The sequence below is a fragment of the Winogradskyella vidalii genome (assembly GCF_013403955.1).
GTDB lineage: Bacteria > Bacteroidota > Bacteroidia > Flavobacteriales > Flavobacteriaceae > Winogradskyella > Winogradskyella vidalii.
In genome coordinates this window covers 375,645-392,541 of sequence record NZ_JABFDG010000003.1, presented here as the reverse complement: position 1 = coordinate 392,541, position 16,897 = coordinate 375,645, and the positions used below count along the sequence as shown (strand labels likewise).

Genomic DNA, 16,897 nt, shown 5'->3' with positions numbered 1-16,897 from the left:
CGCTATAATAGAGAGTTTTTTCATTATAATAAGTTGAATCTGTTAATTTATTATCTGTTAATATATACCCAAGCACTACGTCTTTTAGCTCCTCCTTCATATTCCATCGTATAGAAATAAGTACCTACTGGCAATTCTTTACCATCATTAGTTTTTCCTTCCCATTCGTTTGTGTAGTTATTTTTTGAATAGACCAAAGTTCCATTTCTATTAAAGATTTCTAGTTTAGTTACATTGAAGCTACTTAAATCAAAATAATCATTTTGTCCCGGTGATACGCCCGGTGAAATTCCTTGAGGAATAACACAATTCTCTAATTCAACAACTGTAACTTCAGTAAACTCATTACACCCCGTATCGTTAAAAATGACTTCAATTTCATAAAAACCAGCCTCTAACACCGCTAAGCTAAGACTACTCTCATTATCTATAACACCTCCATCTCGATACCAAACGATAGAGACTTCTGAAGATAAATAGTTTTCAGGCTGTGCTTCAATAATAATTGGAGTTGAAGCATTAGGACAAACTTCATAATCAAAATCTGTAGGGAAACTTGTAATTGGCTCATCTCCGATGACCAAATTGAAACTATTAGTAACATAACAATTGAAGTAATCTACCGACTCAACTCTTACAAATAACGTTTCACCTGAGCTATCATAACCTCCTAGAATAGCACCCGTTCCTAATGTAGCATCTGCTTGAGATGTGTGATAAGTTACTTCAAACAATGAAGCATCTTGACCATTAAGTATCATTGCGTTGTAATCTGACAAATAAAAGGTAGCAACACCATCATTATCAAAATCACAACCAATGGCATCTATACTTTCTGCTGTATGTGCTGGTAAAGTTGTTTCTAAGGTAAATATTGTTGTAACAAAACACCCTGTTGCATTATCTTCTACTCTCGCATAAATTAACTGAGGATTTGAAACATTAGTGTAAGGAGAGCTTAATTCGCTTAAACCATCTATAGCATCTTGCTCTGATAGGTGATAAGTTACCGTAAAATCATTTGAATCTTGATCACCAAGAATAGTTTCAGTATTTTCAGTAAGATCAAAGACTGCTTGGTTGGTTGTAGAACATTCAAATAAATCTGAAGCAGGATTTGCTGTTGGCTCAAGTAAGAATTCGATAAGAATACTATCTGAAATCATACAGTCTCCTGAAAAGACAACCTGAACGTCATAATAATCAGGTTCTGTAACCGTTAATGTAGATGAACTTTCACCAGGAATAACAAACCCGTCTTTAAACCATATGTGTTCAAATTCAGGTGCATGAGTATCTAGAATTATAGGCTCATTTAAACAAGTTGCGGTCCCTGCATCTATGGTAATATCATCTCCTAAACTTAATTCTCCAATATCAAAACTACCTGCTTTAAGAAAAACACCAGTGTCGTATTGAGAATCTCTATCATCTGCAACTATGAGTTTTATATGGTACGTTTCTCCAATAGTTACAGGAGACTGAGCTGTGAAAACAGTAGTTCTACCATTAAAATTCATTGGAGGAAGATTTTCAGGAATATATTCACCAAAATAAGCCTCATTAATAGCATCACACTGTGAGTTTTGAGGATGAATGTTTGTAGTTAAAATAGGCGTATCAGAACTTGGAATAACTGCTAAATTAGTTGTATTACCATTAGAATCACTTAAGAAAAAAGCAAAAGCATCTGAAAAATTACATTCATCTGTTCCACCTAAAGCTCCTGTATATTCCTCAGAAGCCATTAAGAAATCAAAACTTATATTGGGAGTGTAGGGTACAAAATCAAACTCAATAATGGTAGCGTTTCTAGAATCAACACCAAAAGTATTATCTAATTCGTAATCACCAGGCCAAGCACTTCCTCCTGCACTCATTAAGCTGTTGTTTGTTCCGGCGGCGTCAACAGCATTTCCTGTACTCATTAAAACACCTTCACTGAACGGAAACTCATCTCCATCCATTGTAAAATACCCTATTCCATTGGGTTGATCACTACTAAAACTAGTCCCTGTTGAAAATGAAATATTTGAAACATTAGCACAATCGCTACCAAACAATATGCTTTGTACTAAATCTTCGATAGAATAAGAATCATCACTAACTTCTATGCTATTAAAGCCAGGTTTAATACACAAATCAAAGGTTACATTTTCAGCCTCTAAAGACTCTGCAAATACTCTAATATAATACGTATCACCAATTATCAGTTCTGGCGTAGTACTATTGATATTATCAACACAGTACAGTTCATTAAGGTCTCCACAACTCCCTTCATAAAGGGCATGATTTAAACCAGAGAAACTACCATAGCTAATGATGTTTTCAAATGTAATAATTTGGATATTATTTAAAGCTGTAAATTCAAACCATACATCATCGGATTCACCGGCGCATGAGGACGCTACAACACCAGATGGGGTTGCTGATAAAAGTGTCCCTGAATTTAATTCGGTACAACTATCATCAGTATTAACAATTGCAGTGGTTGCATTAAAGCAATCATTGTTATCCGGAATACAAGCGGACAACCATATAGGCAAGCTGTTAAATACACAATTTAAATCTTGATCATTGCTTAAAGTATAAACAACATTAACATTTAATGGAAATGGTCCTATTTGATAAACACCTGTAGATGTTACTGTTGTGGTATTAGAATTAATATTATTAGATAAAGTTAATGATGTTGCACTACCTAAAGAAGTGACATCAACATCGACTAAAAATTGCTCTCCATTATCACAGTCATCAACAAGCGTAAAGGTAGACTCTGAGTTTGTACATGTAGCGCAATTAACGGTGTAAGTGATACCTCCCCTCATGGGATCAAATCCACTAGCACAACTTGATGGTACAAAATCATCTGAAGCGACATAAAAGGAAATTCTATTTCCAGTAGACGTGTACGTCACACCTGTTAAATCTCCTTCGTCACCGAAAAAATAATCCTCATAAGCAACTATAGAAGAGCCATCACTATCAATAACCACCAATGGATCCCATCCATCTTGAACAAAGCCAGACAGAAAAGTTAAAGTTAAAGGAGTGCCATCTGTACTCGTAAAAGTAAATACTTCAGGATTAGCTACGCCGCCATCTCCATAACACAGTGACCCAACTAAAGGGCCAGCATCACAATCTACTATAAAATCTGTTTGTATTGGCGTTGTAAAAGTTAAAGGACCTGCCCAAATACTATTACCGTTTGTACAATTTGCTCTTACATATACGTCATACTCCATATCAAATAATAGGTCGTTTTCTATAATAGTTGTAACAGAAGAGAATGTACCCGATGAAGGAATATTAGATCCTGAAGGTATTACAACATACTCCCATGACGACTCACTATCATTAGCCTCCCAAGAGAAACTGGCATACGTATTGTTTTCGTTAGAATTGATGTAATTAAGAGAAAGGGTTGGTGAAATACAAAACGTTCCACAAGTCTCTACACGTAATAAATCTATAGACATATCTGCTCTACCACTATATGTATCTCGAGTATTCTTAAATTCAATATATATAAATTGCCCAAGATAAGCATCTAAATTAACACCAACTGGCACCCAAGCTTCAGAACTAGATGTTTGTAATTGACCTGCCCATGTAAATACATTTGTAAAGGGCCCTGAAATTGAAGTAGAAATCCCAACTTCCAACTCCCCCATATTATCCCCATAAGCATGCATATAAAAAGACAATTCAGCCCCATCTGTAGCTGTAGTGAGATCAATAACAGGACTAATAATTGATGCTGATGATTGGTCAACATTACCTGAAGCTTCAAAATTCATATAATTAGAACCACTAAATGCTGAACTTGGCCCGGTTTCGCTACTATCAGAATAACCCGGAACTTCCCAATGGCCCCCAATGTTATTAGTAGTTATATCCCCTACCCATCCGTCAGAATCGTCAAATTCTTCTGTAAATACGTAAGTAGAGTTATTAGAAGGGCAAGATACCCCAACTGGCGAGGGTATTGTTTGACATAAAGCTATTGAACTCCCCAGCAAACATAAAGCTAAAAAAGTCAGTTTGAAGATATTCTTATTCATTTTCAATTTTTATTTAATTCGGTAAAAAAAAGTCAATATTTAAACAGACACCTGTTAAACCTTAAATTAATTAAAACAACAAAAGCCACATAGTAAAATTAAGTGGCTTCTGTATTTTAAAATAAATTTATTGTTTGATTACTCGTATCGTTTGCGTTACACTTTCAATAGTAACTTTAACAAAATAAGTACCAACACTTAAGCTAGACATATCTAACTCATTGGTGATATTATTAGGAGCTGTTCTCAACACCTTTTGACCCAACATATTGTACACCGTTACATTTTCAATACTTTTTTGAGCATTTAATGTTAATGTGTTTGTAACGGGATTAGGGTAATACGTAAATGCAGCTTCGTTAATCACATCTTCAACTCCTAAAACAGCACATGAAACTGTTGCTTCCCAACCTGTTAAATTAGTATAAGGACTAGACCTAAACTCAATAGTAAGGGCTCCTGATGCATCTGTAGAAGTAAAAGAATCACCAATATGAAGTTCACTATCTGCTACGATTGTATTATCTCCATTGCTGCTGTCTTGTCCACACAATGTTTGTGCTAATACAGGATATGTATTATCTGGCCCATTATAAATAGTTAAATAGTCATAACAACCATCTTGTTCTCCTGTACCAAAAGTATCAACCTCTATATCAACATATGTGAATGTAATTGTTACGGCTTCTCCAGCTGAATCTGGAAGAATAGTCGAAGACGAAAATTCAGATTCTGAATAACTGCCATGACTTCCTCCTCCATCAACAAAAATACCTTCACAAGCTGGAGGAACAATTGCTGTTGCAAATATAAACGGACCTGTCCATGTTGAAACACCCTCTATACCACAATCGGCTTGCACATAAACTTCGTAATGGTTATCATCTTCTAAACCTGTAAGTGTATATGGATTTGTAACCCCAAATACAGTTGCTAATCCAGTAGTTGTTTCGCCGGCAGTTGTATTAACAACTTCAATATTCCAAGTTGTACCAATACCATTAGCTGTCCAAGCTACATCTGCAGTAGTTAATGTAATATTTGATACAGATAAATCTGTAGGAGCCATACAAGCAGGTGCCTCATCAAAAGTAACGTCATCAATAGCAATATCATCGTCATTATCACCAGGAGCAATAACTTCAGAAAATGTAAAACGCGCTTGTGCTGGTCCGGTAAATGTTAAATCACTAATATCTAAAGTCTTCAATTCCCAACCTACTGTATTAGTATTATATGTTGCCATAAGATTCCAAGCAGCACCATCCCAAACTTCTACATCTAATTGTGCATTTTCTGAATCTTCAGAATTACTTATTTCATAAAAACTTAATGCTGGTGATGTTAATGTACTTACATCTACAAAAGGACTCAACAAATATCTAGGTCCATGATCACTAGAAGAATCAGCTGCGGCATAGAAACTTCCTGAAGCCGTACTTCCTGTTATAATACCATCATTTCCAACATGGCTCAATCCTGAAGCTTCAAAAAACCATTCTTCTTCTCCTGAATCGCTATACATTCTCCAACAATCTGGTATTGCACCACCATTATCAAACCCTTCTGTATATGGTGCCGTAAGCGCATTACAATCTGTTTGAAATGATATTGGTTCTATCCAAAGCGAATTTCCATCCGTTGCACCACAATTTGACTGTACATAAATTTCATAATATGTATCTGGCAATAAATCTGTAGCTGTAAATGGGTTAGAAACCCCAGTTAAAGTTGCTACACCTGTTACAGTTTCACCTGCAGTTATATTTACAATTTCAATATTCCAAGCCGAAGCACTACCAGTTTCTATCCATGCTAAATCTGCTGTAGTAGCAGTAATATTTGCAACTGATAAATCTGCAGGAAAAATACAAGGTATAGGGTTATCAAAAATTACATCATCAATAGCGATATCATCTCTACTACCTCCATTAGGTTCAGAAAAGGTAAAGCGAGCTTGTGCTGGTCCTGTATATGCTAAAGTACTTATATCAATTATTTTTAACTCCCAACCTACTGTATTTGTATCAAATGTAGCCATAAGATTCCAAGCAGCCCCATCCCAAATTTCTACATCTAATTGTGCGTTACTTGAACCTTCATTATCACTTATTTCATAAAAACGTAATTCAGGCGTAGTTAACGTACTTACATCTACAAAAGGACTTAATAAGTATCTTGGACCATGACTACTTGATGCATCACAAACAGCATAATAGCCATCTGACAATGAATTTCCTGTTATATCGCCATCATATCCAACATGACTTGGTCCTGAATCTCTAAAAAACCAATCTTCTTCTCCTGTGTCGCTGTAGGTTGTCCAACAAGCTGGAATATCACCTGAATTCTCAAAATTTTGTGTATAAGGTGCTGTAAAAGTATCACAAACCGTTGTAAATGCCATTGGGCCCATCCAAATAGAAGAACCATCAACTGCACCACAATCTGCTTGTACATAAAATTCATATTGGTTACCTGAGACTAAATTAGTTACTGTATAAGGGTTAGTAACTCCACTAATTGTTGAGGTGCCGGTTACAACTCCACCAGCAGTAATATCAACAATTTCTATATTCCAAGCTGAAGCAGTACCATTCTCTGTCCATGCTAAATCTGCTGTAGTAGTAGAAATATTATCCACTGTTAAATCCGTAGGCTCCATACATGCTGGAAATGTATCATTTATAAAATTGTCCACATACAATTCCCATTCACTTTGTGAAGTTGATCTAATTGCAACATAAATGGATTGACCATCATAAGGTCTTAAATCTAGTGTTACTTTAGTCCATTCTTCAGGGGCTAAACTTTCTTCTTGTAAGACTACAGTAAAATCGGCTGCAGTCGCTGTACCATTAGACAACAACACATCGTAAGACTCTAAAAATAAACCACTTCTTGATTTTACATAGAATGAGATTCTATCATTTAAGTCAGAAGCTACTGTAATTTGAGGTGTAATTAAGTAATCGTCATTAGGATTCTCAAATCCAGACTCAATTCTTGCAATAGCAGAACCATCTTGTGCACCATCACCTTCTGGAGTATCATCCCATACCCATGAATTTGTACTAGAGAGATCTAATATAGTCCATGTTGCAGGTATCTCTGTTTCGAAGCTCTCACTAAATTGTGCATTAGATTGCCAACAAAAAGCAATCATTAAGATAAATAGAAAAGTAATTTTTTTCATAAAGTTTGGATTAAAAAGTTAGTGTTAATATAGTTTCAAAAAATAGCGCTTTCAAATTTTAAAACTTATGAAGCTAAAGTTGAACATTATCTTCCTTATTTTTGAATTTTAAGGGTTATCAAAAGGTAATCAAGCCGAATTTAGCAAACACACTTTTCTTTAAATCACCTACAATCAATACGTTAAGCTAATAATGGATTTACAAGAAAAAAACCAGCATCCTTATTAAAAATATAAGAATTAAGTAGAAATATTGAGTTTTGATTGAATTTATATCAAACAAAATAACATTTACCAAAATGATTCTAGATAAAAAACTTAATGAATTTGAAAAAAAAATTAAGTGTTAAAATTATTTGTCAAAAAAAATCTAGGCAAAATATTACAGTGAGAATAGTATTTATTTTGGTAAAAAAACACACCAAAAATCATGATTATAATAAAAATTTAGAAATAAATTTAATTACCGTAATTATATTGTAAACTTTCTTTATTATTAAATTTTTAAAACTAGAATAATAGCTTTTTTTAAGAAGAATTACCGTCTAAAATAGATAAAAAATTATAACGTTTGTATGTTTTCAAATGCCAAAGAAATAATAATTATACTCATTTTGTCGTTTGTTTTTTGCAATTCATTATTTGCTCAAAATAAAGAACGTATAATTAAAATTAATGACTTAGATAGTTTACACCTTAAATACTATGGTCAGGCTACTGAAGAATCGTACATAATTCATAATAAACTTCTAAGGCAATCAAAAAAACTATCTTATACTAAAGGGATTCTTTTCGCCTATAAATCGTTGCTTTGGCAACATGGCACTAGTAAAAGAGCAAATTTAGATAGTGTTTTACATTATGCTAATCTTTTTGAAACCAAAATAGCGACTAAGAATATTCAAAAAGACACCGCTTTAATTAGAGAACTTCAACTTCCCGAATATTACTTAAATAAAGGTCAAATATTAGCTAATGGTTTTGGTTTGCCTGAACAAGGCTTAGAAAGCTATTTTAAAGTTTATCCATTAATCCCAAAAGGAAATGTTAGATTATCAATAGCCTATAACATTTCTATTTCTGAAATATATTATCATAAATTCCAATATGACAAAGCACTTGAAGTACTAACGCCATTATTAAAAGACACAGTTGGCCTCGGGTCTTTTACAAAAAAGAGATTATTAGAAAATATTTCAGCAAATTATGTCCAAAAAGACATGCCTAAAAAAAGTTATCCTCTACATAAAGCATTATTAGATATAGCTATAAAAAATAATAACATTTTTGACATTTGGTGGACTAAAAACAAATTAGCAAATGACTATTTTAGACTAGGTGATGTACAAAGAGCTATTGACTCTGCTTTAGTTGTGAGAAAATATTGTTTAGATAAGAATATTCATCAAATCGTTTTTAATAATACAGCATATTTAAGTACATTCTATCACGCAGCAGGAGATTTAGATAAGGCCATTGCCTATAGAAAAGAAGCTCTTGAATTTTCATCTGGAGCAGAATACAAAAAAGATACATACGATAGACTTGCAGATTATTATACAGAGAATAAACAATACTTAGATGCTATTGAAATATATCAAAAGAAAGATGAGCTGATTGATAGGTTAAGAACCAATGAGAAAAAAGCACTTACTAGCTATATTGATTCTAACATAAAACTTCTTAAAGAAAAACAAAAAAGTCAGAAAATACTTTTTGACATGGAGTTGTTAGAAATTAAAAACAAAAAGCAAGAGCTCTATTATTTAAGTATTAGTGCCATACTTGCAAGCATCATTCTTTTATTAGGAAGTATTTTATTATTTAGAAAATATAAAAAAGGAGAAAAAGTTATAGAAGTTTTAAAGAGTAACGAGAAAAAACTACTTGAAGAAAAAATTACACTTCGCGAAAATGAACTAGAAGCTTCTGCTATAGCCTTATCAAAGCGTATAGAAATGCTTACATTAATAAAGAATGAACTAGACGAAATAAAAAAACCACTAATACCAAAATTAGAAGAGGCCAAAGGTAAAATAGACAGTCTTATAAAAACGGCTTCAGATATGTCAATAATTACTAAAAGAATAGAATCAGAATACCCAACAATGGCAGCCACCTTATTAAATAAATACCCAAATTTATCAGACACTCAAATCCGCTATTGTCTTTTAACAAAACTCAATTTATCTATAAAAGAAACCGCTACCATACTAAATGTAACACCTGACACAGTAAAAGTAGCTCGAAGTCGATTAAAAAAGAAATTAGACATTCCTTCGAATATTTCAATTAAGGTCTTCTTAGATAATATATCAAGAGATTAAGGACGCAAATAATTACTTGTCATTTTATTAAAGTCGTTAAACTTAAGTAAAGCCTGAATACATAAAAACAATATTCACTACTTTTGCAAATAAAAAATGACAGATACCAAAATCTCTATAATCCCCACTTCTAATGACGCTATTTTAAAATTTGAGGCAGACCGGTTTTTAACACACCATAACAGTTTTGAATTTAATAATATAGATGAAGCAGAACACTCGCCATTAGCTCAACAGTTATTTTATTTACCCTTTGTAAAAAAAGTTTATATCGCTTCAAATTTTGTAGCTATTGAGCGCTATAATATTGTAGAGTGGAAAGATGTACAAGAAGAAGTCGCTACACAAATTGAAGCTTATTTATCTAAAGATGGTGTTATTGTCACTGAAGATGCTGTGAAACCTAAAGCTGCAGTGACTTTTTATGCTGAAAGTACACCTAATCCTGGCGTATTAAAATTTGTATGCAATAAAGTATTGGTTGCTAGCATGTACGAATTTACTTCTATAGAAGACGCTAAACCTTCTCCATTGGCCACGGCATTATTTCAATTCCCATTTGTAAAAAATGTATTTATGGAAAAGAATTTTGTTTCGATAACAAAATTCGATATTATAGAGTGGGAAGACATTACACTGCAACTTAGAGAATTTTTGAAATCTTATGTTGAAGATGGTAAAACAATTCTTAATGATGATGCCCCTAAAACACTCAACAAAACAGAGGAAGCTATTGAGCAAAAGTTTGAAGCTTTAGACGATACTTCAAAAAATATCATAAACATCTTAGAAGAGTATATAAAACCAGCTGTTGAAAGTGATGGTGGAAATATTGAATTTAAGTCTTATGATGAAACTACCAAAAAAGTAGAAGTTCTATTGCAAGGTGCTTGTAGCGGATGTCCTTCTTCAACGTTTACCTTAAAGAATGGCATTGAAACAATGTTAAAAGATATGCTAAATGACAATTCTATTACTGTAAATGCTATAAACGGTTAAAAATTTATTAATTTCACTTTTAAAAATGACTTTATGCTTGTGTCTTAAATAGACATACATGGTTTTAAACAAATAATTACTACTTATCAACTATAGTCAGGTTACCAACTATCGTCAGGGTCTTATCTAAACTTAGGATAAGTAAGAAATATCAAAACAAAATTGAGAGCTACAAAGACATTTCTAAAACATTAAGTTATAAAATCCTAGTACTTAGTTCCATTTTAATAAATTCTAACATGCTTATTTTTTTAAACTAGACTATAAATTTAATAATTCTTAAATAATTTGATAATAATGACAAAAAAAATCATAACAATTACAACTTTACTATTTATATCTTCTATGAGTATTATGGCTCAAAATGTGACATGGGGAGAAAATTTTGCTTCAAGGGGATTAATAACCGTATTCAATAATAACACTTCTGTACAGGGATCACCCTACTTAGAAGAAGAGTTTTTACCGGCTAAAATTCAGATAGGTGATGAAAGTAAGGTATATGGAGTTAGATATAATGCATACGATGATATTATAGAACTTAAAAATGAATCAGATGAAACTATAGGTTTAAACGAAAGTATATCAAACGTCTCTATTGCTTTTTTAAAAAACAACAAACTCTATAGACCCTATAAATATATCAATCCGGATAATGACACAGTAAACAATAAAAAAGGGTACTTTGTAGTAGAAGATGACACAGGTGAAAAGCCTCTTTTATTAAAAGAAAAAGTAGTTTTTATTGAGGCTAAAGAGCCAAAAAGTGGATACGATGATGTAAAGCCAGCAAAATTTAAAAGAATGAATGATGAATTCTATACTTTAAATAATGAAGGTGTCGCAGTTAATCTTCCTAAAAACAAAAAAAAACTAGCTAAAATATTTCCTAATAACTCAAAAAAAATTCTAAACTTTATAAAATCCAACAAAATTAAGACTTCTAAAAGAGAAGACTTAATTTTATTATTTGGATATATCAACACTTTGAAATAAGATAAACAGAATTATTTTTTTCTTTAATACATTTATTTTTGAACTAAAATTTAATACACAAATATGGATACACAAAAATGGATTGACTCTGGCTACAACTTTATAATTGAATTTGGTCCTAAAGTAATAGGAGCTATTCTAATATGGATAATTGGTAGCTGGGTTATTAAAGTACTTCTTAAAACGGCAAAAAAAGCAATGAATAAAGGTGATTATGACGAGAGTTTGAAAAAATTCTTATCTAATCTGCTTAACTGGATTTTAAAAATTATTTTAATCATTGTCGTGTTAGGTACCGTAGGTGTAGAAACCACATCCTTTGCTGCTATTATTGCTGCTGCCGGTTTGGCTATTGGTTTAGCCTTACAAGGTTCATTAGGTAACTTTGCTGGTGGTGTCTTAATTATGATTTTTAAACCTTTTAAAATCGGAGATTATATCCAAGCACAAGGAGAAGCTGGAACGGTTAAAGAAATTGAAATTTTCACGACTAAACTAACCACTCCAGATAATAAGGAAATCATAATTCCTAACGGAAGTTTATCAAATGGAAATATTGTAAACTTTTCTACCGAAGCAACACGACGTGTCGATTTCACATTTGGTGTCGGTTATGATTCAGATATTAAGCTAACCAAAGAAACAATAATGAGTGTTATTAACAAGCACGACTTAATTCTTAAAGATCCAGCTCCAGCGATTAACGTCTCTGAACTAGGTGATAGTTCTATAAACTTCTTTACAAGAGTGTGGGTTAATAAAGCGGATTATTGGACCGTTAACTTTGACGTCATTGAACAAACAAAAGAAGCTCTTGATGCTGCAGGAATTGATATTCCTTACCCACATCAAGTTGAGATACATAAAGAAGCTTAATGTTTCTTTTTTAAAGCTACAAAATCCTTTAAGTAATAAGGTTCTAAATAAGCGACATCTTCGGTGTCGCTTTTTTTATGCTTAATTTCGGCTAACAAAGACATCTCATTAGCAGACGGTAATTTTCCTTCAATAAAAATAGCGTTTGGATGCTGAATTAACGCTTTAGTTTTTTCTACACCATTACCAATAAAATACACCTTATACGTTTTTAGAAGTTCTGCATAGCTGTCTTCTGTTAAGATTTCAGCTTGAATTTCTCTATGTATTTCAAAATTTGAATTATAAATAGCCGAATAAACTTCCATACGTCTGGCATCTAACATTGGGACAATAAACCCATCATTGTTTTTTACTTGATGTGCTAAACTTTCTAATGTAGAAATCGCAATCAATGGTTTATTTAAAGCAAAACACAAGCCTTTAGCAGACGACACACCAATACGTAACCCCGTATAAGACCCTGGTCCTTTACTTACGGCTACAGCATCAATTTGTGATGGTTTAATGTTAGCTGTTTTTATAACTTCATCTATAAACAGATGTAAGGTTTCTGCATGTGAGTACCCTAAACTATTATCCTCTTTTAAAACTAAAGTCTCTCCATCTTTAGACAGAGAGACTGAACAATTTGTAGTTGCTGTTTCTATATTTAGCACTAATGCCATCGCTTTATTTTTAACCGTTTGATTGATTCTAGATGCTGTTCAACCGTATTTTTTTTTAATCTTCTGTATTGCTACTTGAAGTAACTGAAGTCGATTTATTTTCAACTTCAATTAAGTCTCCAGGATTCAAATTTTTAGAAACCATAATATATGGCCCCGTAATAATTTTATCGTCTTCACTCAGGCCAGAAACAATTTCAATATTTGCATCATCTTGAATTCCTGTTTTTACGACTCTTAATTTTGCTTTACCATTTTCATTTACAAAAACACATTCAAACTTTTGCTCTTGCGCATCATAATCACCAGTATTGCTTTGATAAGTTTCACTGTAAGATTTCTTAGTAGAAGTCGTATCTGTTTTTATAACAATAGCACTTATTGGTACAGATATAGCATCTTTTCGAGTTTTGGTAATAATATCTACCGTTGCCGTCATGCCAGGTCTAAAAGGCGAATAGGTTTCTGGTTTTCCTTCCGTTAAATCTTTATAAGACTCTTCTATAATTCTTACTTTAACTTCAAAATTAGTCACTTGATCTGCTGCTAAATCGCTTGCTGCAGAGTTTGCAATAGCCGTAACAACACCTTTAAATTGCTTTTTTAAATACGCATCAACTTCAACAATTGTAGAATCACCTATATTAACTTTTACAATGTCGTTTTCATTAACATCGACTTCAACCTCCATGTTTTTTAAATTAGCAACACGCAGAATTTCTGTTCCGGCCATTTGTTGCGTACCAACTACACGCTCACCTAACTCAACACTTAACAGTGAAATAGTCCCTGTCATTGGTGAATAAATCGTAGTTCTATTTAAGTTGTCTTTAGCTTCATTAACCGTTGCTGCAGCACTCTGCACATTGTAATAAGCCGAATTTTTACCCGCAATAGCAGTTTCGTAAGCAGCTATAGATTGATCCCAATCAGATTTGGAAATTACGCCCTTATCAAATAGTATTTTACTTCTATCGTAATCGGCTTTAGCTTGTTTAAGATTAGCTTCAGCTTGCTCTAAACCAGCTCTTACATTTTGATATGATGCTTGAGATCGGCTAACTGCAGATTGAATTAAATCTGGATTTACTCTAACTAATAAATCGCCTTTTTTAACTTCTTGACCTTCTTTAAATGGTAGCTCTAAAATCTCACCAGACACTTCAGAAGAAATTTTCACTTCTACTTCTGGTTGAATTTTTCCTGTTGCCGAAACCGTTTCTACAATATCCTTTAAGGTGACTTCTTTAACGGTTACTTGTTTAAAATCTCCTTGTTTACCAAACCACCCCATTGATTTCCCAAGTACTAAGACTACTAGTGCTACAACGACAATTGCGATAATGATTTTTACTGTTTTGCTCATAATTAAAACTTTAATTCAGTTGCTGGGACTCCGAAATACAATTCAAGAACCTTTAGCTTAAAAATATAATCGTATTTAGCACGATTTAATTCAATGTTTGCATTGTCGAATCTTAGTTTAGATTGACTAAAATCGAATGCATTAGTTAAGCCTACGTCGTAACGCTCCTTAGCATAATCGTATGCTAATTGCTGTGACTCTAGAGCTGATTCTGCTGCTTCATAAGATTTTAAAGCGCCTTTAGCATCTACATAGGCTTGATAAACGGTAGATTCTAAATCTAATTCTGTTTGTTCCAATTCAAACTTAGAACGTTCTAAATTTATTTTACTTCTCTGGATACTTCCTTTTGTTGAAAAACCGTTTAATATAGGAATATTAAGTTGAAACCCGTAAGCAATACCATCGTTAAGATATAATTGATCAACAAACGAATCTGCACCAACTTCTACGGCGTATGTATTTGGCAATTCGCCAATAACAGGCTGCCCGGTACCTTCAACAACACCAATTTGCTGTGTAATTGTAGGATTCTCAGAATCTATTCGCTGATCAAAAGAAGTGGCATCGGTAAATCTTGTATCATAACTAAAGAAAGCAGATAAAGTAGGATAATTAGCGCTTTTTGCGATTTGTAAATCTTTAGATGCTAAGGCTACATTTTGCTCTGCTATTTTAATTTCGGAACGTGTTTCCTTTGCTTTAGTTAAAATTTCTGAAATACTTTTATCAGAAATACCGTCATCTACAATATCATAACCTTCGTCTTCGATATCAAAATTTTCATAATCTTTAATCAGTAGCAATTGCGCCAAACTAATTAAAGAAATTTGGATGCTATTTTCTGCATCAATAATAGAACGTTGCTCACTGGCATCTGTAGCTTTTATTTCTAATAAATCACCACGAGGTAAAGACCCTGCATCTACGAGTTCTTGAGTTCTTTGAATCTGTTCTTTAGTGACTTGATTCTGAGATTTAAAAACTGCAAGATTTGCTTTATTTAATATGACTTGCAAATAATTATTCGCCACAAAGAGAGAGATATCATCTTTCATTTTATCTAAACGATATTGACTCGCAAGCTTAGAAATATCTGCGCGCTGTAACTGCCTAAAGTTTCTCAGACCATCAAACAAAGTATAACCTACATTTATTCGCCCTGAAACCGACAAAAAAGTTGTGGTTTGCGCATTGTTTGTCACCGGATTAAAACTTAGACCTGTATTTTCAGAAACACCACCACTGGCATTTAAGCTTGGTATAAAATTACCCTTAGCTGTAAGTTGATCTACATCTGCTAACTCTATATCTAGTTCACTCTGCTTAACAGAAATATTATTTTCTAGCGCATGTTCTACACATTCTTTTAACGTCCATTTTTTGTGTTGTGCTTGAGCTATAACTCCAAAAAAAAGCAAAACAATAAGTGTTGATTTTTTCATTTATAATGATAAATTTTATTGCCAAATATGAAAATAATTATTGGGATGATTCATAAACTAGTTAATTATTATCTCATATCCTAATGCCTATTTGTCTATGTAAAACTAAAAGTGTTACATTTATTTTAAAATTTATAACCATAAATTTTAAAAACGAGGGTTTATGATAGGTTTTCTTTGGTGTTTTTCTTTTTATTAGGTTGATTATATTTTCTATAAATAATATACCCAATAGTGGCGACTAAAATGTAAGGTACAGCCATTAAAAAAACAATACCATCATTAATACCTTCTGCTGCAGATTGATCTTCACCACTTTCTAAAACGGCTCTACACATAGCACATTGAGCATTCGTTTTTATAAAAAAGAAAATAGAGAAGAGAAAAAAAAGAATCTTACGTTTCATAAAATTAGATATAATAAGGTGAAATCATAATGTAAACAATAACACCTGTTATAGCAACGTATAACCACATAGGATAAGTGATTTTTGCTATTTTTTTATGACGTTCTATATCATTAGTAATTGCTCTTACGTAAGTAATTAATACAAATGGAATAATAATAACGGATAATACGATGTGGCTGAATAAAATGACATAATAAACATATTTAATGACACCTTCACCTCCAAATTTTGTTGAATCACTCGTCATATGATAGGCAACATAAAGCACTAAAAAGACAACAGAGCAATAAATAGCTGTAGTCATTAAATTTTCGTGTAAGACAATATTTTTATTTTTTATGGCTATAACCGCAATAATCAAAATTAATGCTGTTATGCCATTTATAGTCGCATAAATTGGTGGTAAAAAAGTTAAAGGCTCCACATCAAAACCTAGACTCCGTAAATTTACACCGAATAAAACGGCTACAGCTATTGGAATAATTATAGACAATACAATAACCCATTTATTATATTTTTTTGCTTTTTCGTGGTCTATTGTATCCAT

At 32.6% G+C, this 16,897-nt stretch carries 11 protein-coding genes; 4 read left to right on the top strand and 7 right to left on the bottom strand.

Annotated features, from left to right (window positions below; translation table 11 throughout):
* Positions 1 to 50 precede the first annotated feature (50 nt).
* A complete protein-coding gene (locus HM982_RS10505; protein WP_179353110.1) occupies positions 51 to 4,067 on the bottom strand; it encodes a choice-of-anchor L domain-containing protein in 4,017 nt (1,338 codons plus the stop codon).
* Between the two features lie 127 nt (positions 4,068 to 4,194).
* Complete coding sequence (locus tag HM982_RS10500; protein ID WP_179353109.1) at positions 4,195 to 7,263, bottom strand: T9SS-dependent choice-of-anchor J family protein; 3,069 nt, start codon at positions 7,261 to 7,263, stop codon at positions 4,195 to 4,197.
* Positions 7,264 to 7,838: 575 nt separating this feature from the next.
* On the opposite strand from HM982_RS10500, the gene HM982_RS10495 reads away from it, so the two are divergent.
* The 4 genes from HM982_RS10495 to HM982_RS10480 all read left to right on the top strand — a co-directional run bounded on the left by HM982_RS10495 (position 7,839) and on the right by HM982_RS10480 (position 12,461).
* Positions 7,839 to 9,590 (top strand): tetratricopeptide repeat protein, encoded by a 1,752-nt coding sequence (locus HM982_RS10495; protein ID WP_179353108.1) that lies wholly within the window; start codon positions 7,839 to 7,841, stop codon positions 9,588 to 9,590.
* A 96-nt stretch (positions 9,591 to 9,686) separates the two neighbouring features.
* On the top strand, positions 9,687 to 10,589 hold the full coding sequence (locus tag HM982_RS10490) for a NifU family protein (protein ID WP_179353107.1): 903 nt from the start codon (positions 9,687 to 9,689) through the stop codon (positions 10,587 to 10,589).
* A 297-nt stretch (positions 10,590 to 10,886) separates the two neighbouring features.
* Positions 10,887 to 11,585, top strand: coding sequence for a hypothetical protein (locus tag HM982_RS10485; RefSeq protein WP_179353106.1), 699 nt, complete (start codon positions 10,887 to 10,889; stop codon positions 11,583 to 11,585).
* Positions 11,586 to 11,648: 63 nt separating this feature from the next.
* Positions 11,649 to 12,461 carry a mechanosensitive ion channel family protein gene (locus HM982_RS10480; protein WP_179353105.1) on the top strand — a complete coding sequence of 271 codons (813 nt, stop codon included), beginning with the start codon at positions 11,649 to 11,651 and terminating at the stop codon, positions 12,459 to 12,461.
* On the opposite strand, the gene tsaB is transcribed toward HM982_RS10480, so the two are convergent.
* From tsaB to HM982_RS10455, 5 genes are all read right to left on the bottom strand, one after another.
* Positions 12,458 to 13,129, bottom strand: a complete 672-nt coding sequence (tsaB, locus tag HM982_RS10475) for a tRNA (adenosine(37)-N6)-threonylcarbamoyltransferase complex dimerization subunit type 1 TsaB (RefSeq protein ID WP_179353104.1) — start codon at positions 13,127 to 13,129, stop codon at positions 12,458 to 12,460. The two genes, HM982_RS10480 and tsaB, sit on opposite strands and share 4 nt — an antisense overlap.
* A 55-nt stretch (positions 13,130 to 13,184) precedes the next feature.
* The gene (locus HM982_RS10470; RefSeq protein ID WP_179353103.1) at positions 13,185 to 14,495 is read right to left on the bottom strand and encodes an efflux RND transporter periplasmic adaptor subunit; all 1,311 of its coding nucleotides are present in this window, start codon (positions 14,493 to 14,495) and stop codon (positions 13,185 to 13,187) included.
* A 2-nt stretch (positions 14,496 to 14,497) separates the two neighbouring features.
* A complete protein-coding gene (locus HM982_RS10465) occupies positions 14,498 to 15,940 on the bottom strand; it encodes a TolC family protein (protein ID WP_179353102.1) in 1,443 nt (480 codons plus the stop codon).
* Between the two features lie 161 nt (positions 15,941 to 16,101).
* Complete coding sequence (locus HM982_RS10460) at positions 16,102 to 16,347, bottom strand: hypothetical protein (protein ID WP_179353101.1); 246 nt, start codon at positions 16,345 to 16,347, stop codon at positions 16,102 to 16,104.
* Between the two features lie 4 nt (positions 16,348 to 16,351).
* Positions 16,352 to 16,897: a DUF420 domain-containing protein gene (locus tag HM982_RS10455; protein WP_179353100.1), complete on the bottom strand. Its 546-nt coding sequence runs from the start codon at positions 16,895 to 16,897 to the stop codon at positions 16,352 to 16,354.